This is a genomic window from Micropruina sp. (genome assembly GCF_047606665.1).
Taxonomy (GTDB): domain Bacteria; phylum Actinomycetota; class Actinomycetes; order Propionibacteriales; family Propionibacteriaceae; genus Micropruina.
This window is the reverse complement of sequence record NZ_JASGEF010000007.1, coordinates 288,924-311,996: the sequence shown is the minus strand read 5'-3', so window position 1 is coordinate 311,996 and position 23,073 is coordinate 288,924. Positions and strand designations below refer to the sequence as shown.

Here is a 23,073-nt window from a genome sequence, read left to right as displayed (position 1 = left end):
GTTTGGTCAGTTGCTGGCGCCCAGCATCGCGGCGACGATCCAGATCAGGGTGGTAGCCAGGAAGATGGCGACCGCCGGGGGGTCGATGTGGGTCTTGCCGCGGGACTGGAACAGCCGGGCCGAGGCCTCGCCGAGGAACGACGACAACGTCGCGAACGCCGTACCGATCAGGATCGCTCCCACGGCCAGGCCGTAGTCGACGCCCAGCGGGGTGTTCACGTGCAGGCTGTGCAGGGTGGCGGCGCTGATCGCGTGCTGGCCGGCCAGGATCGGGTAGAAGACGATCGCGCCCAGGCCGCCGATGATCGTCATGTGGTGGGTGACCGGCGAGTTGTAGCCGATGTTCAGGAAGAAGATCGTGATCGCAGAGATGGCCCACGGGAACGCGGCCGCACTCATGCCGACACCGGGGAAGTTGACGGCCAGCAGCAGCGCGATCGAGGCGCCGAGCAGACCCGGGAAGATGCCCATGGTGAGCAGCTGCGGGAAGGTCTCCTGGTAGCGGATCCAGGCGCTGTGCTCATGCGGTGCGAATTTGTTGCCGGTCTTGGCGTAATGCTCCGGGTTGAGCAGCGACCGGTCGGCGAAGATGAAGCGGGTGGCGATGCCCAGCGTGGCCACCGTCAGGGCCACCGTGTCGGTGTGCCCGCCGAACCACGGGATCTTGCCGAAGACGTAGCTGTTGAGCAGCCAGCCGACCACGCCGGTCCCGGCCGCGACCAGCAGGACGTCCACCTTGCCCAACCGGGCCAGCGGCTGCGCGATGTCCTTGCCGTTGTCGGTGTAGCCCCGCATGGCCGCGTAGGCGGAGCCGGCAACCGCGCCGGTGAAAGCGATGTGCGGGCCGGTGAACGGGCCGAATGCCACGTAGCTGAACAGGAAGCTGGAGATGTCGGCGCCGCCGGCCACACCGGCCGCTGTCGCTGCGAGACCGGCGAAGCCGGTGATCACGAAGGAGAAGTTGCCGCCGACACACGCACCGAAGAATCCTCCGGCCGCAGCGACGAGCAACAGAAACACGAATTCCATGGTTGCCACGCTTTCGAATGTGAGTACTTGGGTTGGCCGCGTCCCTCCGACAGGGCCGCGGGAAATCCGATGCTCAGTCGCAGGACTGAGCGGTTGCCTCGGCTTCGGTGCCGCCGATGTCGTAGGCCTCCAGTGCGGCGACCTTGGGTGCGGAACTCGAAAGGGGGTCGAAGGTGTAGCCGAGCCACTCCTTGGCGAGTCGCCGAGCCAGCTCGATGCCGATCACCCGCTGACCGAAGGTGAGGACCTGGGCGTTGTTGGACAGGATCAGCCGCTCGACCGAGAAGCTGTCGTGTGCCGTGCTCGCCCGGATGCCGGGCACTTTGTTGGCCGCCATCGCGACGCCCATCCCGGTGCCGCAGACGAACAGACCGCGATCGGCCTTGGCCTCGGCGATCAGTCGTGCGCCGGCCACCGCGACGTGCGGGTAGTCGACGTCCTCACCGGATCCGATACCGACGTCGATGACCTCATCGACCCGGTCATCGGCTTCGAGATCCTTCTTCAGTTGCTCCTTGTAGTCGTATCCGGCGATGTCCGCCCCGACCACGATGCGCAAACCCATTCGTACTCCTTTGCACGAGGTGAGCGAGCCAGCCGACTAGGCGCCTCGCACTGCACGAACCTACCAGTGGCTGAGGTGTTTGTAACAGCTTTTGTGAGAAGAACGTCCGTTCCTGGTGAGGTCGTCAGCCAGCTGCCCGGACCACCGCGACACCCTTGTCCCGCAGGGCGGCGATCGCCTCGTCCGAGGTCTGCGAGTCCATGATCACCTGGTCGAAATCGGTCATCGAGGCGAAGGTGTGCAGGGCACGCCGGTCGAGCTTGGTGTGATCGAGCAGCAGGATCGACTTGTCCGCGGACGCCATCATCGCCCGTTTCACCTGGGCGCAGTCCTCATAGGGGTGGTAGCAGAGCAGGTCGCTGATTCCGGACGCCGACAGCAGGCAGTAGTCGGCGCGGATGTCGGCGATCACGTGGATGGTGGTCTGGCCCACCATCGCCTCCGACCAGGCCTGGTACTCGCCGCCGGTGACGAACAGCCGGATGCCGGAGCGGCGTTCCAGTTCGCGAGCGACCAGCATCGAGTTGGTCACCACGGTGAGCGGGACCAGCTCGAGCATCCGCAACACCCACAGCGCGGTGGTCGAGTCGTCGACCAGGATCGAGCTGCCCGGACGGATCTGCTCCACGACGGCCCGGGCCACCTCCTGCTTCAGTTCGGCGTTCTGATTCACCCGGATGCTGGCACCGATCTCGTTGAGTCCGGTGGCGACGGCGGTCACCTGACCGCGGTGCCGGATCAGCACCCCGGCCTCTTCGAGCGACTCTATGTCGCGGTACACCGTCATCGCCGAGACGCCGGTAAGTTCCACCAACTCGTCCACCGATGCCGAGCCGTTCTTGACCACTCGTTCGGCGATCGCCATTCGACGCTCCCGGAGCGCTCCGGCCGAGCCGCGGCCCCGTCCCTTGGTGGTCACCCATCCTCCATCGTTCGATCACAATCATCATGCCGTACCTGTGCGATATCGGACGTGTTTTTCGCACGAAGGTCGTGCGAAATGATGATATTCGAGCAAGCGGTGACGGTGGGGGTCGAGGGGCTGAAGGTTGCCGGCCGTGGCACTAGGTTGGGAAGTCCAGGTTCGGCATGGTCGCCGAGCGCTCAAGTCCGCCGGTGTCGAGCCGGCGCTACCCCGGCATCCGCCGGAAAGGAGAAACCTTCATGGCAACCCTGGTGGTCCTGGGCTCCGGAATCATGGCCACGGCTCTGACGACCCCGTTCACCGACAACGGGGGTGAGGTGCGGCTGGTCGGAACCCATCTGGACCGGGCGGTCATCGACTCGATCAAAACCACCGGCGTCCACCCGAACCTGAACCTGGCCGTTCCCGCGAACGTCACCGCCTATCAGCTGGAAGAGGCGGCCGAGGCGTTCGACGGCGTCGACCTGGTGATGAGCGGGGTGAACTCGTTCGGTGTGGACTGGGCGGGCGAGCAGCTGGCCGGCCTGCTGCGTCCGGGCATGCACGTGATCGCCCTGGCCAAGGGCATGCAGGCGGACGAGGACGGGAACCTCACCATTCTGCCCCGCGCTCTGATGGCCCATCTCCCCGAGGAACTGCGCTCCCAGGTGTCGATCTCAGCGATCGCCGGCCCGTCCATCGCCGGCGAGGTGGCGATCCGGCGGCACACCAGCGTGGTCTTCACCGGTGAGGATCCCGAGGTGATCGCGATGTGGAAGGGGCTGTTCGAGACCGACTTCTACCACGTCTGGACGAGCACCGATTTCGTCGGCGTCGAGGTGTGTGCGGCGACCAAGAACTGCTACGCGTTCGGTGCCGGCTTCATGCACGGCCAGCTGCAGGCGCTCGGCGAGACAGACCCGCAATATGTGAATTTCAACTACGGCGCCGCACTGTTCGGCCAGGCGTCGGTGGAGATGACCCAGTTCATGGAACTGCTCGGCGGGCAGCAGTCCACCGTGCTCGGCCTGCCCGGCATCGGCGACTGCTTCGTCACCTCGATGGGCGGCCGGAACGTGAAGGTGGGCACCCTGGTCGGCGCCGGCATGACGTTCACGCAGGCCCGCGATCAGATGCCTGGCGTCACCCTGGAGGGTGCGGCGGCGATCAAGGTGATCGGGGACGCATTCGAGCGGCTCACCGAGCGCGGTGTGCTGAAGCCCGTGCAGTTCCCGCTGCTGCGGCATCTGCACGCGGTGGTGGCCAAGGACGCCGCGGTCGACGTCCCGTGGAAGATGTTCTTCGGCAGCAACGGCTCGGGAGTCTGAGAAAACTGACCGAAAGAACCGTCCCCCGGACCGGGGGGACGGTTCTTTCGGTCACTTTCAGCTGAGGCCGTAGGCCTGGTGCACCAAGAAGATCGGGTGCTCGACGGCGGCGCCGGAGCCCTTCCGGATCTGCCAGCGACAGGTCTCGGTGTCGCACATCGCGAACTCGGGGTTCACCTCGCGCACCTTGTCGAACAGCGGTTTGCCGACGGCCTGGGCGATCTCGTACTTCTCTTTCTTCAGCCCGTAGGTGCCGGCGATGCCGCAGCAGGTGGCGCCCGATTCGATCGCCTCGACGCCCGGGATCAGCTTGAGCACCTCCATGGCGGGCTGACCCATGCCCTGCGACTTCAGCTGGCAGGGCGCGTGATAGACGGCCGTCAGCGGGATCTCCTTGAAGTCCGTCGGCAGCTCGCCGGCGTCGTACAGCTCCAGCAGGAACTCCATGATGTCGCGGATCCGGGTGCCGACATCGGCCAGCCGGGCATCGTCCACGCCCATGATCTCGTGCGCCTCGTGCTTGAGCATGCCGGTGCAAGAGCCGGACGAGGAGATGATGGTCAGGTCGCGTCCCGAAGCCCGCAGATCGTCGCACAGCTTGAGCACCTTGGTGCTGGCCCCGTCGAACAGGCCGTTGGACTGCTCGGCCAGGCCGCAGCAGCCCTGCTTGGGCACCAGCACCTCATAGCCGAGGTGTTCCAGCACCTCGATCGACTTCTTGGACGTCTCGACCTCGAAGTATCCGCCGGCGCAGCCGTGGAAGAAGATGATCGGGCCGCGGGTCGCCGGCTTGGCGCGCTTGGTCCGCTTCTTCAGCCAGCCGGTGATGGTCTGGGTGTTGGCGTGCGGCATCGGGGCGTCGCGGTGGATGCCGAGCACCTTCTCGACCACGGTGCGCAGCGGCTTGATCGACAGTGCGGCGTTGGCCACCGGCGCCATCGGCGTCATCGCCCGGCCCATCAGCGTGGTCTGGGTGATCAGCCGGTCGCGCAACGGCATGTCGTCGGCCTTCATCACCGCGCGGGCCTGGCCGTTCAGCTCGGCGATCTTCACCCCCTGTGGGCAGGCCAAGGTGCACGCGCCACAGGACGAGCAGTAGTCGAGCGAGTGGTCGACCGACTCGCCGTGCCGGAACCGCTCGGCCTGCGGACCGACGAACTTCGGCCCGGTGAACTTCGGGGTGACCGCGGCCACCGGGCAGTGCGTCTCGCAGATCGTGCACTTCACGCAATGGTCGAGGGACGCCCGGGCCACCTGGGTCTGGGCGAACTCCAAGCCTTCGGAGGCGTTCATGAGGCTGCTCCTTGGGTGGTGATGGACGAGGCTGCGGCAAGGATCGAGTCGGCGGCTTTCACCGCGCTGGCCAGCGCGATGCCCTCACCCGATTTCTCCTGCCAGCGGGTGGCGCCGGCCAGGATGCCGCCGGCGGCGTACAGGTTGTCGTAGACGGCGTCCCCGCCGGGGTGATGGACCAGCAGGTCCGGCCCGGTCTCCACGCCGACGGTGAACAGCGGCTGGGGAGCACCCCAGTAGTCGCCGTGCACCAGGGTTCCCTCGGGACGCCGCAACGGCAGGTCGAAGATCGACTCGCGCAGGTTGTGGTACGAGTCGGCATGCAGCGCGCCCGATTCGAAACCGCCGGTGGCAAGCAGGAACGCTTCCCCGCTGAACTCACGGAGGCCGCCCGCGGTGGCCAGCTGGACACAAGCGACCGAGTCACCCGAGCTGCGGTAGCCGGTCACCCGGCTGCCCGGCACCACCCGGACGCCGGAGGCCTTCGCGACCGCGGTCAGGGTGCGGTTCAACCGCATGCCCGGCACGGACGGCGGCGGCAGCGGAATCTCGAAGACCGGTGCCCCGATGAGTTCGGCGATCTCGGCCCAGGCGTCGTGCTCGTCCAGACCGAGGACGGCCGGCAGGCCGACGCTCTCGCCGTCGTTGACCAGCGGCTTGATCGCCTCGGCGAACCGGCGCCGGGTGGCCGGGTCGTCCAGCGCTCGGGCGTAGGTCAGACCGGAGGAGTCCACTTCGCCGGCACGGGCCGGGAAGTCGAGCATCACCGGGCGGGCGGTGAGGCGTCCGCCGCCCGCCAGACCGAGACTGCGCAGGTCGGTGCGGTTCAGGTTGTAGGCGACCAACTCGGGGTAGAAGTCCTTCAGCTGGCGCAGCCCGACGATCACGAACTTCGCGCCTTCGACGCAGGCGCCGGCGGTCATGCTGGGCGCGGCCAGCGCGGTGGGCCGGATGGCACCGACCGCGGTGGGCAACTGCAGGTTGACCGCCGGGTCGCCGACCAGCAGGGCGGGCCCGACCAGTTCGGCGACGTAGCTCGCGGACGCGCCGACCAGTTCGGCGTCCAGGAAGCCGTAGGGATGGCCGGGGTTGGCCTCGGCGAAGCCGGCCAGGGCGTCCAGCGGCCGCTCGACCCGCTCGGGGGCGTAGCCGAGGATGTCGATGGTGCCCTGGGAGAGCTGCAGGCCGCCGGTGCCCTTGGCCAGCAGGGTCACCGCTGCGCCGGCCCGGGCCAGCCGGGTGGCCGCGACCAGGCCGGAGACACCGGCCCCGATCACCACAACGCGTGTCATCACACGACCTCCTCATGCGTCGGGCCGGGTAGGTGCTCGACGTCCAACGTGCCCTGGAAGATCCAGTTGTCGAGCGCGGTCTGCCGGACCTGGTCGCCGTACAGGATCGGCCAGATGCCGATCCAGCGGTTCTTCAGGAACAGCCGCACCAGGCCGGTGGCGCGCTCGATGTCGATGTGCTCGGACTGCAACGCGACGCCAGTCGCGCGCATCGAGCAGAAACCGCCCTGACAAGGCCCCATGCCGAGGCGCAGCTGGCGACGCAGATCGTCGAAGCTGCCCTTGGGCTGATCGGCCAGGGCGCGGGTGAACATGCCCTTGCTCATCAGCTCGCACTCGCAGAGGATCTGGTCCTCGGTGCGGTCGTGCTCGCGCTCTTCGAGCCGGTGGGTGATCACGTAGTTCTTCTTGGCCTCCGAACCGGGGCACTGCTCCTCGGCCGTCCGGCAGGGACGGGTCTCGCCCAGCTGGGCGCACATCGCGTTCACCACGTTCTCGGCCATCAGCCGGTAGGTGGTCAGCTTGCCGCCGGCGATGGTCAGCAGACCCTTCAGGCCGTCGCGCTCGGAGTGGTCGATGATCGACATGCCGCGGCTCATGTGCCGGGTGTCGCCCGAGCCGACACGGGAGTCCTTCACCAGCGGACGGGCACCCGCCCAGGCGTGGACGGCGCGCGCGTTGCGGAAGCCGGGCACCAGGAGTTCGCCGCAGTCCATCATCTGCTGCACCTCGTCCCAGGCGATCTTCAGCTTGTCCGGGTCGTCGGCCTTCTGGTCGGTGGTGCCGATGATGCAGACGGTGTGCACCGGGACCAGGATGTCGCCGTCGGCCGGGTAGGTGAGCCGGTTGATCACCGTGTTGGTGAGCCGGTGGTTCATCGCGATCATGATGCCGGCGCCGGGCACCACCTGAACGTCGGGGCAGCCGGCCATGTGGGCGATCTGGCCACCCCAGGCAGCGGCGCAGTTGAGCACGAAGTTGGTGTCGATCCGGACCTCTTCGCCGGTCTTCTCGTCGGTGCAGATCACCTGCGAGACCCGGTCGCCGTCCCGGTTGATCTTGGTCACCCGGTGGTAGGTGAGAATCTTCGCGCCGTACTGCTTGGCCGAGTTGGCGGCGCTCCAGACCAGCTGCCAGCCGTCGACCGAGCCGTCCTCGACCTTGAAGGCCCGGGAGATCTTCGGATTGACCCGTGGCTCTTCCTTCAGCACCTCGGCGACCGATACCTCTTCGAACGGCACCTTGGTGTCGGTCGCGCCCTTGGCCCAGTCGTCGCCCCAGGCGGGGTCGTCGACATGGGTGGCGACGAAGTAGCCGCCGGTGCGCTCGACGGCGTGGGCCTGGATCCGGGTGACGATGGCGTTCTCTTCGGCGCATTCGGTGGCCGAGTGTGGATCGCTGATCACGTAGCGACCGCCGGAGTGCAACAGGCCGTGGTAGCGACCCGTCGTGCCCTGACCCAGATCGGCCCGGTCGACCAGGATCGCGGAGTACCCGCGCATCGCTACGTCCCGGACGACACCGGCGCCGGTGGAGCCGCCACCCACGACGACGACGTCTGCGGAGAGAGTTCTCACGTGCATCCTCCGATCGACTGACGCGGCGCCGTCCTCCACGACGTCCCGCCAATGGGTTTTGTCGGTCAGGCCCCTGCGGCCCCGTGCGGGGACTGCTTGTCGTGCCCGATTGAACGGCACGCTACCCGAGCATTGCGGGCGTCTGATACGACTTTCGAGCCGCATTTAGAGCAGGATTTTCTTGCATTTTTCGATCTGCGCGTGAGTGTCCGGTTCCGTCATCTCCCCTTGCAGATCATCCATCGCGGTACTTCGATGGGAATCGATGAGTGGAAGAACCCCGACACGTATGGCCGCACGTACCCGGACCATCGCGATACTGATCGCGATGGCTGTGTTCACCGTGCTCTTCACCGGCCTGGCCGTGGCGTCCGCGATGAGTCAAGGGCGATCGTGGGTGGAGCCACTGATCGCGCCGGCGGTGTGCGTCCTGGTGGTCTGGTTGATCCTGCGCGCCCGTGGCGTCAAACGGAGCAGGTGAGTTCGTCGAGCCTGAGCCGGTGCCGCATCAGCACCACCTGGTAGGGGTTCCAGGTCGACAGCGTGTAGCGCAGCAGCAGCCGGTCGCCGTCTCGTCGAGCATCGAAGAAGTACGGGGCGTACGCAGCCCCGGTGGAGCGCGCCTGCTGGCGGAAGACGGCGTCGCCGACCGGGTCGGTGCCGTCGGCGAACGCGCGAATGAAGCGGCGTGAGGCGTCCGGTGGGTGCATGCCGCCGGCTATCCAGTCGAACAGCCGCAGCCGGGGCGACCAGGGTCCCCACGGTTGGGTGGCGGTGCGCAGCAGCACGGCCGCGCCGGCCGGGTCGTCGGGCCCACCCATGGTGAGCATCAGATAGCGGCCCACCTCGGGCACCCAGCGGACGGAGACCTCGCCGTGCGCTCCCGGCGTCACGATCGGCCGCGCGTCGGCCTCGTCGGCCGACCAGGCGTCCGGACCCGTCCAGTAGCGGACGGCGTCCAGGAATGGTGCGACGCCGCCACGGGCCAGACCGGCCACCACCGCGGGTGCGGTGAGATCGACCCGGGCCAGCCGGATGTCGTCGGCGCGGAAGGTGCCGCTGCCCCAGATCAGCAGGTGGTCGCCGTGGCGCTGCACCGACACGTTGACGAATCGATGATCGGAGAACGTGGCCAGCGGTCGGAACCGCACCGGGCGCCGGCGCTGCCGGGGATCGATCGCCGGAACCGCCCGTGTGGCGCGGGCGAGCACGCTGCGACCCATCGGCTGCTCGTCGCGGAAGTGGTTGGAGGTGAAGAAGCCGTACAGCTGGCCGCGGGCGCTGAAGGCGTCCAGCGGGACGTCGTACTCGCGCATCGTGACCAGTCCACCGCGCAGATTCAGCCCCCGGACGTTCAGTGGAGCCCCGTGGAAGCGGACGTCGGGCCGTTCGGCGTCCGGATCGAGCACCTCGGCGATCGCGTCGCGGGTGCCGAGCCAGGGGCGCCGCGACCAATGGGTGTCGCCGAACAGCAGAAAGGTGCGGCCGGCGTGATCGAACCGGACGCCGAGATCGGTGCCGCGCACCCCCGAGCGGGATTCCGAGGTGGACAGCGTCCGGCCCGTCCCGCCGGGCTGGCTGTCCCGTTCGCCGCTGACCTGAGCGACCTTGGCCGAGGGTTCAGTGGCGTCGAGAACCGGGTCGTCATCGGCCAGCCGCAGGCATGCGTGGCGTATCCACCGCACCCCGCCGGCCCGCTGCTGCCGGTGCAGGTGGTAGATGGAGCCGTCCACCTGGACCAGTGCCTGCACCCAGCCGTTGCGCAGCCGGGTGGCCGCGGTGGCTACGGCGATCACCACGCCGTAGCCCCACTCGCGGGCATCGTCCGGCCCGTCCCAGGGGGGTCTGGTCTCGATCGGCGGCGGTTTGTCCGGCCCGATCCGGCGCCAACCGGACGCAAGGGGGGCGGTCGCTGCCCAGGCGTACCCCACCAGTCCGTCCGGCTCGGGCACCGCGGCGATCAGTTCGTGCGCGGTGGTATCAGGGCGGCCGCGCTGGAACAGGCTCGCCGGCCCGGTGGCGCGGGTGCTGATCGCTGCGCCGCGCCGCCAGCCGTCGTCCGGACGCCGCTGGTCGCTGATGTAGTGATGAATGGTCAGGGTGCCGTCGGCGTTGCGGCTGCCGATTGCCGCTTCCAACCTGCCGGGGGCGCCCGGCAGCCACCGGGGCGTCCGGGCGTCCGACTCCAGCAGCGATGCCGGACCGATCAGCGCGGGCCAGGCCATGCCGCTACAGCCTGGCCAACACCGCGCGGGCGGTGCCCTCGTCGATCACCAGGTCGGTGGTGGTGCCGGCCCGCAGCGCTCCGACCACCGCGGACGCCCGCGACGGGTCGGCCACGACGCAGAACCGGCGGGGGACGCCGGCGAGTTCGACCGGGGTCAACCCCGAGGCGCGGGCGTTGAAGTCGATGTCGGTCCATGAGCCGTCCTCGCGCAACAGCACGGTGGAGACGTCGCCGACCACGCCGTCGGCGACCAGCTGCTGCATCTCGTCGTCGTCGAGATAGCCGGACGAGTACACGTGCGACGGAACCTGCGCTTTGAGGCAGCCGACGCCGAATATGGCGACGTCCATGCGGTGTTGCAGGGCCACCACGTTCTGCACCGACCGTTCGCGCCACATGGCCCGCTTGGTCTCGGCATAGTCGAAGAAGGCGGGCACCGGGAAATAGACCACGCGTGAGCCGAAGGCGTCCCCGACGCCGGTCAGGATCTCGCCCACATAGGGAATGCCGGACGACCACTGGTTCGTTCCGCCGTTCATCTGCACCACGGTGGCGCCGACCAATGGCTTGGGCTGCAGATAGCGCACGACCTGTGAGATCGTCACGCCCCAGGCGACGCCGATCACCTGGTTGTCCTCGACCGCCTCGGAGAGCAGCCGGCCGGCCAGCCGGGCCACCTGGTCGAAGCGGCGCTGATCGGAAACGCCGTCGCGAGTGGACACCAGATGCACCTGGACGCCGAAGGCATGGTGCAGCGCGGTGGCCAGCGGGGAGCGCGAACCGCTGTGGTCGGCCAGGCTGATCCGGACCAGGCCTGAGGCGCGGGCGTCCCTCAGCAGCCGGCTGATGGTGGACCGGGAGAGCCCCAGTTGGTGCGCGATGGATTCCATCGTCTCGCCCTGGATGTAGTAGCGAGAGGCTGCTTGGTACATCTCGTCGTAGCGGTCGTTCACTCTCCTCCTCTGCGTCTGCACGTTCGTGCAAAACACTTAACGCATGCGTGCAGCTATGGCAAGGCTGCACCAGACTTGGGTGGACGGCCGGAAGCGGACGGCCGCTCGGGGCTCAGTCGCATGGCGCGGCTACGCGTCTCGACACCCCTCGACCTCCCCGTCGATTCCACCAGGGGTCGGCGAAGCTAGGGCATGGCGGCCGGGGTTCCCGGCCCCAATCTCGGTACCGCGTGCGGTACCTGAAGGGAGCTGAGAAATGACTCTCGCAACCATCTTCCTTTCCGAAGTCGTCGGCACCGCGATGCTGTTGCTGCTCGGCGCCGGAGTGGTTGCCAACAACCTGCTGCCCAAGAGCAAGGGCCACGGCAGCGGAACTCTGCATATCAACTGGGCCTGGGGTCTCGCGGTCTTCGCCGGCGTTCTGGTCTCGTACAAGTCGGGCGGACACCTCAATCCGGCCGTCACACTGGGCATCCTCGCCTCGGGCGCGAAGGAGTTCGTGCCGGGGATCCCGGTCGATGCCGCCTCGGTCGCCACCTACCTCAGCGCCGAGATGGTCGGTGCATTCATTGGTGCGGTCCTGGCCTGGCTGGCCTACAAGAAGCAATTCGACGAGGACGCCCCGGACGGCATCAAGCTCGCCGTGTTCTCGACCGGACCTGAGATCCGCGACCCGGTGTGGAACGTGATCACCGAGGCCATCGCCACCTTCGTACTGGTCTTCGTGGTGCTGGGCGCCGGCAAGTTCACCGGTGCGGGCGCGACTCCGGCGGCCAATCTGGGCTGGCTGGGCGCGCTTGGCGTGGCCCTGCTGGTCGTCGGCATCGGTGCCTCGCTTGGTGGCCCGACCGGATACGCCATCAACCCCGCCCGCGACCTGGGCCCGCGCATCGCGCACGCCATCTTACCGATTCCCAATAAGGGCTCGTCGGACTGGGGCTACGCCTGGGTGCCGGTGGTCGGGCCGATCATCGGCGGTGTCCTGGCGGGCTGGAGTTCGGGATTCCTGCTGCCGTGACGGCGGATTTCTCGTCGGATGTCTGCGTGTCGGACGGCTGCGCAGCGGTCACTGGCCTTGCCGTCCGGCACCGGGCACGATGTAATCGAGCAACTACAAGGATGTGGAAAGGAACACAATGGCTGAGAAGTACGTTCTCTCGATCGATCAGGGGACGACGAGTTCGCGTGCGATCGTCTTCAACCATGCGGGCCGGATCGTCGGCTCCGGTCAGAAGGAGCACGAACAGATCCTTCCCAAGGCGGGCTGGGTCGAGCACAACGCCAAGGAGATCTGGGAGAACATTCGCGAGGTCGTCGCCATCGCTCTGGCCGATGCGCAGGTGAACAATGAGAGCCTCGCGGCCGTCGGTGTGACCAATCAGCGCGAGACCACCCTGGTCTGGGACAAGAACACCGGTGAGCCGGTCTACAACGCGATCGTCTGGCAGGACACCCGCACCGACAAGATCATCGAAGAACTCGGTGGCGGCAACCAGGACAAGTACAAGGACCGGGTCGGTCTGCCGCTGGCCACCTACTTCTGCGGCCCCAAGGTGAAGTGGATCCTGGACAACGTCGAGGGTGCGCGCGAGCGCGCCGAGGCCGGCGACCTGATCATGGGCACCATGGACACCTGGGTGATCTGGAACCTGACCGGCGGTGTCGACGGCGGCGTCCACGTCACCGACGTGACCAATGCCTCGCGCACCATGCTGATGGACCTCGCCACGCTCAGCTGGGACGCCGACATCGCCGCCGACATGGGCATTCCGATGTCGATGCTGCCCGAGATCAAGTCGTCGTCCGAGATCTACGGCTACGGACGTCCGGTGGGCCTGCTCTACGACGTGCCGATCGCCGGCGACCTGGGCGACCAGCAGGCCGCGACCTTCGGCCAGGCGGCGTTCGAGGTCGGCATGGCCAAGAACACCTACGGCACCGGTTGCTTCATGATCATGAACACTGGCGAAGAGATCGTCCCGTCGAAGAACGGCCTGCTCACCACGGTGTGCTACAAGATCGGCGACAACAAGCCGATCTACGCCCTGGAGGGTTCGATCGCCCTGGCCGGCTCGCTGATCCAATGGCTGCGCGACCAGCTCGGCATCATCTCGGCGGCCCCCGAGGTCGAAGAACTGGCGGCCGACGACAACGGCGGTATCTACTTCGTGCCGGCGTTCTCGGGCCTGTTCGCCCCGTACTGGCGTTCGGACGCTCGCGGCGCGATCGTCGGCATGACCCGGTTCGTCGACAAGCGGCACTTCGCCCGTGCCGCGCTGGAGGCGACCGCCTACCAGACCCGCGAGGTGCTGGACGCGATGGAGGCCGACTCGGGCGTCAAGCTGGCCGAGCTGAAGGTCGACGGCGGCATGACGATGAACGAGACTCTGATGCAGTTCCAGGCCGATCAGGTCGGCGTGCCGGTGATCCGTCCGGTGGTCGCCGAGACCACCGCGCTGGGTGCCGCCTACGCCGCCGGCATCGCGGTCGGCTACTGGAACGGTGAGCAGGACGTCATCGACAACTGGGCCGAGGCCAAGCGGTGGGAGCCGAAGATGGATCCGGCCGAGCGCGACCGGCTGTACCGCCAGTGGAAGAAGGCTGTGACCCGGACCTTCGACTGGGTTGACGAGGACATCGCGGCCCAGTAATTCCGGGCACTCGCTGTCACACGCAAACCGCCACCGGAGCTTTCCGGTGGCGGTTTCGCGTGGGTAGTGCGACCTCAGCTGCGGCGGATGGTCTCGTTCGCCCAGAGTCGGGCCGGGTTCTTGAGTTCGCGGACGTCGGCGTCGGGTTCGACCCGGCTGGCGCGACGCAGCTTGACCTCGCCGGCGATGGTTGCCCGCAACCGCGAGCGCACCTCGTCGGGGCAACGGACGCCTGGGGCGGCCCGCAGGTAGTAGCTGACCGCTTCTTCGGAGATCATGCGGCTTCTCTCTGCCGGAGACTCGGGTTTGGACGCAGCCTCGGACTGATCGGTTCCCATCTCAGTTCACCTCCTCCTTGAGGTGTTGCAGCAGGACGGCGAGTTTGGCCCGGCCACGCGAGCAGCGGCTCTTCACCGTGCCGGGGGCGCAGCCGAGGATACGCGCTGCCTGGTCCATCGAGTATCCCTCCAGATCGACCAGCACGAGGGCCGCGCGCTGATCTGGCCCGATCCGTCCGAGAGCAGCGGTGACCTCGTCGGCGATGCCGGCGCGGACGGCGGCGGTCTCGGGATCGTCCCTGGTGCACGCGAAGTGCAACGACCGCTCCGGGTCGTCGGGGAGTGGCTCGGACTTCCAGACGGCCATCCGGCGCAGCCGGTCGAGGCAGGCGTTGACAACGATCCGGTGCAGCCAGGTGGTGACGGCGGCGTCCCCGCGGAAGTCGGCGGCCCGGCGAAAGGCGGAGATCATCGCGTCCTGGAGCGCGTCGTCGGCGTCCTCGGGACGGTTCATCACCCGGATCGCGACATTCCACAGCCGGTCGGCGTGGCGCTCTACTAACCTGTTGAAGGCGCGATCGTCCCCCGCGACATGCGCGGCGAGCAGCTCGGCGTCTGTGGGATCGGTGGTCATCGTCCGCCTCGTCGATCTAGGGTCGGCGGGGTCCCTCGGGGGCGCAGACGGACGTACCAGGGACTCACCCTGCTGAGGGTAGCGGTTGGGCGAGACCGAGGTCGCGAGAGAATGGGACGGTGACCTGGATAGCGCGTCGTGCCTTGGCGATTCTGATCGGCTTTTCCATGGTCGGCTGCAGCGGCCCACTGCCGGCGTCCAGGGTGAGCTCGTCGCCTTCGGTGACTTCCGTCGCGCCGGTGATCGCCGCACCCACGCCCACCCCGACCCCGGCACTCAGTCGAGCTCCGACCCCGTCGCCGACCCCGACCGCCACCCGGACGGCGAAGCCGTTGGCCGGCCGTACCATCGTCGTCGACCCTGGTCACAACGGCGTCTGGACGACCGCGCTCAACCGGCAGGTGCCGGCCGGGAATGGACGGACCAAGCCCTGCAACTCCTCGGGCACCGCCGCAGGACGGTACGCGGAGCACGCCTTCAACTGGGATCTCGCCTCCGTGCTGGTCACTCAATTGCGTGACCTCGGAGCGAAGGTCGTGCTGACCCGGAGCAACGACCACGGCAGCGGTCCGTGCGTGAACATCCGGGCTCAGATCACCAACGATGCGAAACCCGACGCGCTGGTGTCGCTGCATGCCGACGGCAACCTGGCCAAAGGGGCTCGCGGCTACCACTTCATCATCAGTTCCACGATGGTCGGCGGGAGCGCTGTCGAGCGCCAGTCGCGCGCACTGGCAACGCAGTTGCGGAATGCGCTGGACGACGGGACGGACCTGCCCCGTTCGACATACATCGGCGGCGGGACGGGCATTCACGCCCGCACCGACATCGCGGGGCTCAACCTGATCCGGGTACCGGGCGTGATGCTGGAGGTCGGCAATATGCGCAATGCGGCCGACCTGGCCCTGCAACGCTCGCCCGCGTTCCGTAAGGCGGTGGCCACGTCCATCGCGAAGGGTCTGGTGCGCTGGCTGGACTGAGGGCGAGGCACGGGGCTACTGCCATCCGTAGCGCCGGGGCAACGGGTTGACCGGACGGGTCGGATCGACCAGGTAGGTGACCTTGACGCCGAGCTCGTTCGCCAGCCGGAAGATGGTGTCCAGCCGGGCGTTGCCATGGCCGGGTCTGCCGGTGGTGGGGTCCTTGGAGTTGTTGCGGTTGTGCTCGATGTTCTGGATCTGATTGCGCGCGATGCCGGTGCGATGCGCCAACTCTTCCTGCGTCAGACCACGATCCTCGCGGAGCGCCCGGACCTTGTCACCGAGCAGCTGAGCGGCCACGACGTAGGACTCGAGCGGCTCGGGACGGGGCACATGCCCACCTTGGTGGGCGTCGTCCCAAGAATCCGCCCAACCTGTTGGGTAATAGCGAATCCGCTAGTCACGCGGCATATCGGCGATGCTGGAAGTCGACGGTGAAACCCGCCGGTTTGGGTTCGTAGGGCAGGTCGGGCGGTCGGCTCTGATGCCGGTGCCCGGTCGGGGTCCGGACGATGACGGTGCCGTCGGGCTCGACCACATGTCGCCAGCCGGGGTGTTCTTTGATCTGGTTGCACTGTTCGCACAGGCCCTGCCCGTTGGTCAGGCTGGTGATGCCGCCGGCATGGACCGGGGTGACGTGATCGGTGTGCCGGATGGGCGCCCCGCACCACGGCGTCCGGCATACCTCGTCGCGAGCTTCGATGAACGCCTTCATGCCCTTCGGGAAGTGCCGGCGGGTCGATTCCATCGCGATCAGTCGTCCCTGGTCGGGGCGGACATACAGCCGGCGGAGCCATGCCTGGTGCTTCCCCACGGCCTCGGCGGCGAGGCCGCGGGCGATCGGGGCGGGGATCGGACCGTAGCCGTTCAACCGGGCTGGGATGTCGCTGTCGCCAAGGAGGGCTTCGTCGGTGATGACCAGCTGAATCTCCACCTCGATATCGGTCGCGGTCTCCTTGCCGGTGACTCGTGCGGTGAGGGTGTCGGCCATCATCTGGCCCTTGGACCGCGCGTCGCCGGCCGCACGGGCGGTGTCGGCCGCCTGCTTGAGGGCTGCGATGATCGCCACCCCGTCGACCGCGGGCAGCAACGCGCTCACGTAGGTCATGCAGTCAGGCGCCGGACGGCAGGTCACCCGCCGGTCTTTCACGGCTTGCCCGATTCGGTCGACCACGCTGTGCGGGTCGAGGCGATAGGCGGCCTTCCTGGCCTCCGCGCAGATCTGCCGGGTGGACATGCCGGCCAGCTGCGGTGCGAGTTCGGCGTCGACCTGAGCCCGATCGGCCCGCGAGAGACACGCGGTCTCCCGCGCGACCAAGGTGGCCCGCCATTCCGAGATCTCGCCGGCGCTGAACGCCGCCATCGTGCGCGGCAACTCACCGACCAGCACAGCGGCTAGCCCGACCAGGACACTGCCCCGATGCGGTGACTCGTGGCGAGCCAGGCCGATCTCGCCGGCCACCGAGGCAGCGACCCGCTTCACACTGCGTCCGGTGGCACGGGCCCCGGCCTCGCGGATCTCCCGCAGCTCGACGGTGGCACGAGCCTGGGCCGCGGCCGCCGCGTTCTTGAGCCGCTCCAACTGGGTGATCAGGTCGATCAGTTCGGCGTCCGAATGGTTGCAGCCGGACTCTGCCAGCGCCGTCACCGTTGTGGCGACAGCGGCCGCATCGAGCCTGGTCAGAGCATCCATGGTGCGAGTATAATAGATCACATGTACGAATACAAGGGTTCGATCGAAAGTCCGTACCGAGAGCCTCACAGCCCCTCACATCGCCATCCTGGCAGGTCGGGCTGACAGGCACGGTCCTAGCCGCGGACTTCGATGTGGCTGATGCCGCCCTGGTAGTAGTTGCCCGATTCCGGGGGCAGCGAGGTCAGATAGACCAGCAGGAAGCGGGTCTTCAGCGGCTCGTCCGGCTTCATCACGGCCGTCCCGGTGGCCTTCTCGACCATGGCCACGCTGGTCCAGTCGGCCTGTGAACGCATCGGGGCGCTGGTGACGCTGGCGTCGGCCGGCACGCGCAGTTCGACCGTGCTGCCGTCGCCGATCACCGAGACGTTCACCTGGTTCACGTTCCGGGTGCTGCCCAGATCGAGGACCAGGCCGACCCCAGGCTTCAGCTTGCCGAACCGGGCGTCCCCGCGGTACCGCTCGGTGAGCCACGCGGTCTCGGGGTCGTTGTCGATGGCGCGAGCGGCCAGCTTCGGGTTCTCGAAGTTGCTGCCGTGGTCGGCGGTCGGATCGAAGTCGGTGGCCGAGACGATGGTGACCAACTGCGCCGCGCTCGCGCTGGTGGCGGGCGCTGCCGGCAGCCGTTGGGCGTTCAGCTGTCCGATCGCCACCCAGACCAGGGTGCCGGCGAGCAGCAATCCGACCAGTCCGATGGTCAGCGCCAGCATCCGACGCGGCGGACGTCCCATGCCGCCCCGCTGCGGCGACGGCATGATCAGTGCCTGCTCGGCGGCCGTCGGACGCGCGGGCGGCGGAATCGGCGTGAACGGTTCGGTGGCCGGGTCGTCCGGCTTCGCGCCGGGGAACTGCCACGGCTCGGTCGGCTCGCCGGTGTCGTCGTCGTCCTCGTCCTCGTCGCTGTCGAGGAGGTCCGCCTCGTCGGGTTCGGACGCCGAGGACGCCGGTACCGGCACATTGAGCCGGGCTGCGGACGAGGTGCGGATCGGCTCGACCGGCAACCGCAGCCGGCGCTCCAGATCGGGGGCGGCGCTGGCTTGCCCGAGTACCGCGGAGAGCTGCTGGGCGATCGCCCGTGCCGTCGCGATCCGGGTCTGCCGGTTGCGCGGCACCGGGTTGAGTATCCGGTCGCACAGGGTGTCCAGCATGCGCGGGACGCCGGCCTTGACCTGCGCCGGGGTCAGCGTCCGAGCCCCCTCGCGCGGTGCCGCGCGCAGGCCGTAGCCGTCGCCGTCCGGCCATCGGTTGACCAGGCAGGCGTACAGCAGCGAACCCAACGCCCGGACGTCGGCGGCCTCGTCGCTGAACTCGTCATCCTGACCCTCGGGGTCGAGTGCGGCCTGGACCAGCAGCCCGACGATCCGGACATTGCCGGCGGCGGTGATCACCACCGTGCTCGGGTTGATCCGTTCGTGATAGAGGCCACGGCTGTGCAGCGCGGCAAGTGCCTGCGCCAGTTCCTTCACCACCCAGGCCGCCTCGACCGGCGACAACGGGCCGCCCGCGAGCACCTGCTCGAGCGAACTGCCAGGGGCGTACTCAAAGACGATGTAGTGCTCGCCGCCCTCGAACGATCCGGCGTCCAGGACCCGCAGGAACGCTGAGTCGGGGGCACCCGAGGCCCGCTTGGCAACGCCGATCAGCTCGTCGCCACGCGGGTCGTCCGCGGGCAGCAAGTGCATCAGCACGGCCCGCGACAGTCGTTGATCGAAGGCTCGCCAGGTGAGGGCCCGGCCGCGGCGGGTGAGCAGTTCGTCCAGCCGGTACCGGTCGTCCAGCACCTGACCCACCATGGCTTGCGCCAACTCGTCCTCGGACGGCTCGGGCTCGGCCTCCTCGTCGTCCTCATCAAAGAGCTGGTCGGGGTCGATCGCGATGAACTGGCCGGCCCCGTCGGGGTCGGTGTTGACCTGCTCGGCCTGCGAATCGGCCTCCGGCTCGTCGTCGTCCTCGTCGAGGGCCACGGTGCCGACCTCGTCGGCCAGCTCTTCGGACTGGACGGTCACCACCGGATGCGGCTCCGACCGGCGCCGCAGTGCCTGGAATACCTGGGTCGCCTCGCTGACGCCGATCCGTTTGGCGGCGAAGAAGAACGCCAGAACGGCCACGATCGCCGCCAGGCCGAGACCGACCAGGGCCAGCAGCACAGACTCGAAACGAGCGAAATACCAGGTCACCAGCCAGGCCAGCGCGGCCGCCGGAACGGTCGCGGCGACCAGCTTGGCCAGATGCCCAACCAGCGCGCCGCCGTCCAGGGCGACCAGTTGCCTGCGCAGCGAGAAATGCGACAGCCAGACACCGACCAGATACGAGGCGCTGTACGCCAGCGCCAACCGTGGCGCGACCGTGTTCACATCGCTCCAGGCCACCACCAAGCCGATCGCCAGCGCCACGTTCACCCCGGAGATGATCACCTGCAGCACGAACGGCGTCCGGGTGTCTTCGAGGGCATAGAAGCCGCGGAGATACAGATATTGGATGGTGAACGGCACCAGGCCGATCGCGAACGCGATCAGCGTCCAGGCGACGAAGTGGAAGTCGGAGGCGCCCTTGCCCAGACCGAAGGCGACCCGGGCGATCGGCTCGGCGAGCACGATCAGCCCGATCGAGGCCGGCACCAGGAAGGTGACCGCCAGCCGGGTGGCCCGCTGCACCTCGTCGGCGACGCCGATCAGGTCCTTGACCGCCGCCAGCCGGGACGCCTGCGGCAGCATCGCGGTGGCCAGCGAGACGGTCAGCAGCGAGTGCGGCAGCACCCAGATCAGATAGGCCTGGTTGTAGACGTTGCTGCCGGCGCCGGAGCCGCCGACCACCGCCGAGGTGGCCAGCCTGGTCACCACGGCCTGCGCCACCAGGGTCAGTGCGACGTAGCCCATCATCCATTTGGCAAGGTGGAATGTGTGACCAAGCCCAGTTCCCTTGAGGTCCCAGCGGGGTCGGTAGTGGAAGCCGGTGCGGCGATAGAAGGGAATCAGGATCAGCGTCTGGACGAGAATGCCCAGTGTCGAGCCGCCGCCGAGCAGCATCGCCTGATCGGTGCTGAACGGTGCCGAGGTGTTGGCGCTGTGGCCCCAGAGCACCGCGTACAGGCCGAGCACGCCGATCTGCACCACGTTGTTGGCGATCGGCGCCCACATCATCGGCCCGAACGAGTCCTTGGCGTTGAGCACCTGGCCGACCAGGAAGAAGGCGCCGTAGAAGAACAGCTGCGGCATGGTCAGATAGGTGATGAAGACCAGCGACTGCCAGTGCGGCAGCGTCTGCCACAGCGAGTCGGTCCACAGCGTGAGCAGCCAGGGCACGGCGGCCACCATCAGCACGGTGATCACGGCCAGCGCGGCCAGGAAGGCGGTCATCACCCGGTTGATGTAGGTCTGCCCGCCGTCGGAGTCGTTCTTGATGGCGCGGACGATCTGCGGCACCAGCACGGTGTTCAGGGCGCCGCCTGCGAAGAGCATGTAGAGACTGTTGGGAATCAGGGTGGCCAGGCCGAACATCTCGACCTGCCGGGTGCTGTTGCCGAGCGCGAAGGCCAACAGGATTGCCCGTCCGAAGCCCAGAATGCGCGACACCATGGTGCCCGAGGCCATCACGGCGGTGGCGCTCAGCAGCCGGCGTCCGGACGTGGCGGGGGCTTCCCGTCCCTCGACGCTCAAAGCTCCTCCTCGCGTTGCTTGCGGCGCACCTGACGGATGCGCAGTGCGGTCGTCGCCACCAGCACGACGCCGGAGACGATGACAATGATCCACCCGATCACACCCAGATCGGTGACCTCGACCGCGATCCGGGTGTTGCGCCCGATCGGCTTGTCGGACGTGGTGCGCAGGCTGGCCGTCACATTGACCAGTCCGTTCGAACTCGCCTCCGGACGGACGTTGATGGTTTGGCTTTGGCCCGGGCCGACGGTGATCGGCGCCGAGTCGGCGATGCTGATCCGCTGCGGATTGTCCGAGGCGAAGACCACCCGGACGACGATCGGCTCGGTGAGCCGGTTGATCACGGTCACCGGGAATTCATTGGTGCGCGACGACATCAGGACGCGCGGGCTGGCCGACAGGACGACCCGGTCGGCGATCGCGTCGGCGCCCACCCCCGCGTTGACCGCGGACAGCCAGGAGTTCGGCGACGGCCCGCCGATCCAGTTGGCCGAGACTAGGCGGCTCAGGGTGGCGTCCTCGTCGGCGGCCAGCGCCGAGTTGGGCACCAGGTCGCGGTAACCGGTGAAGCCGCGGGCCAGCGTGGTGTACTGCCGGAACCTGGAGGTGGGCAGCGTGGTGACCTTCGCGGGCAGGGTGAGCGTCGCGGTGGCATCCTCGGGGTCGTCCTCCAGCAGGCTGTCCAGGCCGACCCGGGTGAGCCAGCGCGGGCTGGTGTCGGCGTCCGCCGTGGCCTGATTGAGGGTGCCGATCAGCCGGACCAGTCCGCCACCGAGGATCGCCTCGGCATACTGCCGCTGCGCGCGCTGCACGGGGCCGTCCTCGGTGCCGGGGCCGGCGGAGTTGGTCGATGGTGCGAGCCGCAGCAGCCGGGATCCGGAGGCGCCGGCGGCGACGGTCGGGCCGCGTCCGGCGGTGCTGACCGCGATCGCGTCGGCGTCCGCATCCTTCAGCCAGGCCAGGGTGCTCGCGCTCGCCACGCCGCCGTTCGGCACCACCACCAACGGCAGGCCGCTCAGTTCGGACGGCACGGTCGCCGCCAGGGAACGCCGCAGCACCTCTTGCGCCTGGTTCTTCTCGGCGCCCAGGACGTCCGGGTTGCCGAACAGGGTGCGCGCGCCGCGGTCCTTCGGCAGGGCTCGGAAGCGTTGCAGCCACGACTGGGCGACCTGCTGTCCGGTCCCGGGACGGGTGGCCTTGCCGTCGATGACGCTGTAGCCGTCGGCCATGTCGGCGATCTCGTCGATGAGGGCGGGATCGACCAGCCAGGACATTCCGGGCCGGCCGGCCAGGCCCAGCAGGGTGTCGAGGCGGGCGGTCAGGTCGTCGAGCAGCCGTTCGTCGGCGAAGACGTCCGGACGCACCTTGCTGGGTGCGGCCGACAGCAGCACGATCGAGGTCAGCGGCAGCTTCTCCTCGGGCGGGTTGACGTAGAAGGTGCGGGCACGGGCCAGCACCTGATAATTGCTGGAGGCGTCCGCGGTGCCGCGCACCTGGACGCCGAGCAGATAGATCCGGCCCTTGCCGGTGAAGCCGAGGTCGGCGAGTGTGCCGCGGACGGTGAACTCGGCGCTGGCGCCGGGGTCGAAGGCCTGGTCGGAGGCAGTGATCGAAAAATAGTGGTCGGTGGTGCGATAGAGCGGGGTGCCCCACGGCTGGTTCTGGCCGCTCAGCACCGACGCGAACACGGACGCCTCGGTGATCGGATCGCGCGAGCGCCATAACATCGCTCGGACGCCGAACGCGGGCTGCGCGCCGACATTGGTGACCCGCCCGCGCAGCACGGCGGTGGCCTTCTTGCCGGAACCGGTGGTGCGCAGGCTGGTGAGTTCGACCTTCAACTCGGGAACGACCGCCTGTGCGGGTGCCGCGGGAGCGATCAGGACGGCGGCGACGGTGACCAGCCAGGCCAGCACGAGCGCGAGCTTGGCCGGGATGGTGCGGGTCACCGTCCCATCGTAGGGTGCGGGCCCCGTCCGGCCCGGCAGGAGGCGAGCGGGGCCGTCCCGGTAA

The 23,073-nt window shown here is 68.3% G+C and carries 20 protein-coding genes; 5 read left to right on the top strand and 15 right to left on the bottom strand.

Translation table 11 applies throughout. From position 1 onward, the window contains the following. Nucleotides 1-6: 6 nt before the first annotated feature. The 3 genes from QM619_RS02350 to QM619_RS02340 all read right to left on the bottom strand — a co-directional run bounded on the left by QM619_RS02350 (nt 7) and on the right by QM619_RS02340 (nt 2,459). Nucleotides 7-1,029 (bottom strand): hypothetical protein, encoded by a 1,023-nt coding sequence (locus QM619_RS02350; protein WP_415103898.1) that lies wholly within the window; start codon nt 1,027-1,029, stop codon nt 7-9. Nucleotides 1,030-1,102: 73 nt separating this feature from the next. Further along, entirely contained in the window at nt 1,103-1,594 is a 492-nt protein-coding gene (locus QM619_RS02345) for a ribose-5-phosphate isomerase (protein WP_415103896.1), read from the bottom strand. 124 nt (nt 1,595-1,718) lie between these two features. Beyond that, entirely contained in the window at nt 1,719-2,459 is a 741-nt protein-coding gene (locus QM619_RS02340) for a DeoR/GlpR family DNA-binding transcription regulator (RefSeq protein ID WP_415103935.1), read from the bottom strand. A gap of 299 nt (nt 2,460-2,758) precedes the next feature. Here QM619_RS02340 and QM619_RS02335 point away from each other — a divergent pair, with 299 nt between their 5' ends. Continuing rightward, entirely contained in the window at nt 2,759-3,826 is a 1,068-nt protein-coding gene (locus QM619_RS02335) for an NAD(P)H-dependent glycerol-3-phosphate dehydrogenase (protein ID WP_415103894.1), read from the top strand. Nucleotides 3,827-3,883: 57 nt separating this feature from the next. Here the strand turns inward: QM619_RS02335 and QM619_RS02330 are convergent, their stop codons facing one another. From QM619_RS02330 to glpA, 3 genes are read right to left on the bottom strand one after another with little or no spacing between them, the layout of a single operon-like run. Beyond that, entirely contained in the window at nt 3,884-5,119 is a 1,236-nt protein-coding gene (locus tag QM619_RS02330) for an anaerobic glycerol-3-phosphate dehydrogenase subunit C (RefSeq protein WP_415103892.1), read from the bottom strand. Further along, nucleotides 5,116-6,411, bottom strand: coding sequence for a glycerol-3-phosphate dehydrogenase subunit GlpB (glpB, locus tag QM619_RS02325; protein WP_415103890.1), 1,296 nt, complete (start codon nt 6,409-6,411; stop codon nt 5,116-5,118). The genes QM619_RS02330 and glpB overlap by 4 nt, the downstream gene beginning before the upstream one ends. After that, nucleotides 6,411-7,988 (bottom strand): anaerobic glycerol-3-phosphate dehydrogenase subunit GlpA, encoded by a 1,578-nt coding sequence (gene glpA, locus QM619_RS02320; protein WP_415103888.1) that lies wholly within the window; start codon nt 7,986-7,988, stop codon nt 6,411-6,413. Before glpA ends, glpB begins: the two co-directional genes overlap by 1 nt. 328 nt (nt 7,989-8,316) lie before the next feature. On the opposite strand from glpA, the gene QM619_RS02315 reads away from it, so the two are divergent. Then, nucleotides 8,317-8,469: a hypothetical protein gene (locus tag QM619_RS02315; protein WP_415103886.1), complete on the top strand. Its 153-nt coding sequence runs from the start codon at nt 8,317-8,319 to the stop codon at nt 8,467-8,469. Here the strand turns inward: QM619_RS02315 and QM619_RS02310 are convergent. Both QM619_RS02310 and QM619_RS02305 read right to left on the bottom strand, forming a co-directional pair. After that, a complete protein-coding gene (locus tag QM619_RS02310) occupies nt 8,453-10,213 on the bottom strand; it encodes a DUF4185 domain-containing protein (protein WP_415103884.1) in 1,761 nt (586 codons plus the stop codon). The two genes, QM619_RS02315 and QM619_RS02310, sit on opposite strands and share 17 nt — an antisense overlap. 4 nt (nt 10,214-10,217) lie before the next feature. Further along, nucleotides 10,218-11,168, bottom strand: a complete 951-nt coding sequence (locus tag QM619_RS02305; protein ID WP_415103882.1) for a sugar-binding transcriptional regulator — start codon at nt 11,166-11,168, stop codon at nt 10,218-10,220. A 256-nt stretch (nt 11,169-11,424) separates the two neighbouring features. Between QM619_RS02305 and QM619_RS02300 the strand changes: the two genes are divergently transcribed. Both QM619_RS02300 and glpK read left to right on the top strand, forming a co-directional pair. After that, nucleotides 11,425-12,186 carry an MIP/aquaporin family protein gene (locus QM619_RS02300; RefSeq protein WP_415103880.1) on the top strand — a complete coding sequence of 254 codons (762 nt, stop codon included), beginning with the start codon at nt 11,425-11,427 and terminating at the stop codon, nt 12,184-12,186. Nucleotides 12,187-12,304: 118 nt separating this feature from the next. Then, on the top strand, nt 12,305-13,819 hold the full coding sequence (gene glpK, locus QM619_RS02295) for a glycerol kinase GlpK (protein ID WP_415103878.1): 1,515 nt from the start codon (nt 12,305-12,307) through the stop codon (nt 13,817-13,819). A gap of 74 nt (nt 13,820-13,893) precedes the next feature. Here the strand turns inward: glpK and QM619_RS02290 are convergent, their stop codons facing one another. The 3 genes from QM619_RS02290 to QM619_RS02280 all read right to left on the bottom strand — a co-directional run bounded on the left by QM619_RS02290 (nt 13,894) and on the right by QM619_RS02280 (nt 15,080). Next, entirely contained in the window at nt 13,894-14,097 is a 204-nt protein-coding gene (locus QM619_RS02290) for a hypothetical protein (protein WP_415103876.1), read from the bottom strand. Nucleotides 14,098-14,158: 61 nt separating this feature from the next. After that, nucleotides 14,159-14,731 (bottom strand): RNA polymerase sigma factor SigM, encoded by a 573-nt coding sequence (gene sigM, locus QM619_RS02285; RefSeq protein WP_415103874.1) that lies wholly within the window; start codon nt 14,729-14,731, stop codon nt 14,159-14,161. 64 nt (nt 14,732-14,795) lie between these two features. After that, nucleotides 14,796-15,080: a hypothetical protein gene (locus QM619_RS02280; RefSeq protein ID WP_415103872.1), complete on the bottom strand. Its 285-nt coding sequence runs from the start codon at nt 15,078-15,080 to the stop codon at nt 14,796-14,798. Between QM619_RS02280 and QM619_RS02275 the strand changes: the two genes are divergently transcribed. After that, a complete protein-coding gene (locus tag QM619_RS02275; RefSeq protein WP_415103870.1) occupies nt 15,064-15,711 on the top strand; it encodes an N-acetylmuramoyl-L-alanine amidase in 648 nt (215 codons plus the stop codon). The two genes, QM619_RS02280 and QM619_RS02275, sit on opposite strands and share 17 nt — an antisense overlap. A gap of 15 nt (nt 15,712-15,726) precedes the next feature. Here QM619_RS02275 and QM619_RS02270 read toward each other — a convergent pair whose 3' ends face one another. The 4 genes from QM619_RS02270 to QM619_RS02255 all read right to left on the bottom strand — a co-directional run bounded on the left by QM619_RS02270 (nt 15,727) and on the right by QM619_RS02255 (nt 23,009). Then, nucleotides 15,727-16,044, bottom strand: coding sequence for a helix-turn-helix domain-containing protein (locus QM619_RS02270; protein ID WP_415103868.1), 318 nt, complete (start codon nt 16,042-16,044; stop codon nt 15,727-15,729). Between the two features lie 67 nt (nt 16,045-16,111). Next, entirely contained in the window at nt 16,112-17,404 is a 1,293-nt protein-coding gene (locus QM619_RS02265; RefSeq protein ID WP_415103866.1) for a DUF222 domain-containing protein, read from the bottom strand. A gap of 116 nt (nt 17,405-17,520) precedes the next feature. Next, nucleotides 17,521-21,060, bottom strand: a complete 3,540-nt coding sequence (gene murJ, locus QM619_RS02260) for a murein biosynthesis integral membrane protein MurJ (RefSeq protein ID WP_415103864.1) — start codon at nt 21,058-21,060, stop codon at nt 17,521-17,523. Further along, on the bottom strand, nt 21,057-23,009 hold the full coding sequence (locus tag QM619_RS02255) for a DUF6049 family protein (protein ID WP_415103862.1): 1,953 nt from the start codon (nt 23,007-23,009) through the stop codon (nt 21,057-21,059). Before QM619_RS02255 ends, murJ begins: the two co-directional genes overlap by 4 nt. Between the last annotated feature and the right edge of the window lie 64 nt (nt 23,010-23,073).

Excerpts from the sequence above, each read along its gene's own strand:
- glpK (WP_415103878.1), top strand. The coding sequence starts at position 12,305 with ATGGCTGAGAAGTACGTTCTCTCGATCGATCAGGGGACGACGAGTTCG.
- QM619_RS02345 (WP_415103896.1), bottom strand. The coding sequence starts at position 1,594 with ATGGGTTTGCGCATCGTGGTCGGGGCGGACATCGCCGGATACGACTAC.
- QM619_RS02310 (WP_415103884.1), bottom strand. The coding sequence starts at position 10,213 with ATGGCCTGGCCCGCGCTGATCGGTCCGGCATCGCTGCTGGAGTCGGAC.
- sigM (WP_415103874.1), bottom strand. The coding sequence starts at position 14,731 with ATGACCACCGATCCCACAGACGCCGAGCTGCTCGCCGCGCATGTCGCG.
- QM619_RS02350 (WP_415103898.1), bottom strand. The coding sequence starts at position 1,029 with ATGGAATTCGTGTTTCTGTTGCTCGTCGCTGCGGCCGGAGGATTCTTC.
- QM619_RS02265 (WP_415103866.1), bottom strand. The coding sequence starts at position 17,404 with ATGGATGCTCTGACCAGGCTCGATGCGGCCGCTGTCGCCACAACGGTG.
- QM619_RS02330 (WP_415103892.1), bottom strand. The coding sequence starts at position 5,119 with ATGAACGCCTCCGAAGGCTTGGAGTTCGCCCAGACCCAGGTGGCCCGG.
- QM619_RS02280 (WP_415103872.1), bottom strand. The coding sequence starts at position 15,080 with ATGGTACGGCCGGCCAACGGCTTCGCCGTCCGGGTGGCGGTCGGGGTC.
- QM619_RS02340 (WP_415103935.1), bottom strand. The coding sequence starts at position 2,459 with ATGGCGATCGCCGAACGAGTGGTCAAGAACGGCTCGGCATCGGTGGAC.
- QM619_RS02335 (WP_415103894.1), top strand. The coding sequence starts at position 2,759 with ATGGCAACCCTGGTGGTCCTGGGCTCCGGAATCATGGCCACGGCTCTG.
- QM619_RS02315 (WP_415103886.1), top strand. The coding sequence starts at position 8,317 with ATGGCTGTGTTCACCGTGCTCTTCACCGGCCTGGCCGTGGCGTCCGCG.
- QM619_RS02300 (WP_415103880.1), top strand. The coding sequence starts at position 11,425 with ATGACTCTCGCAACCATCTTCCTTTCCGAAGTCGTCGGCACCGCGATG.
- QM619_RS02290 (WP_415103876.1), bottom strand. The coding sequence starts at position 14,097 with ATGATCTCCGAAGAAGCGGTCAGCTACTACCTGCGGGCCGCCCCAGGC.
- glpB (WP_415103890.1), bottom strand. The coding sequence starts at position 6,411 with ATGACACGCGTTGTGGTGATCGGGGCCGGTGTCTCCGGCCTGGTCGCG.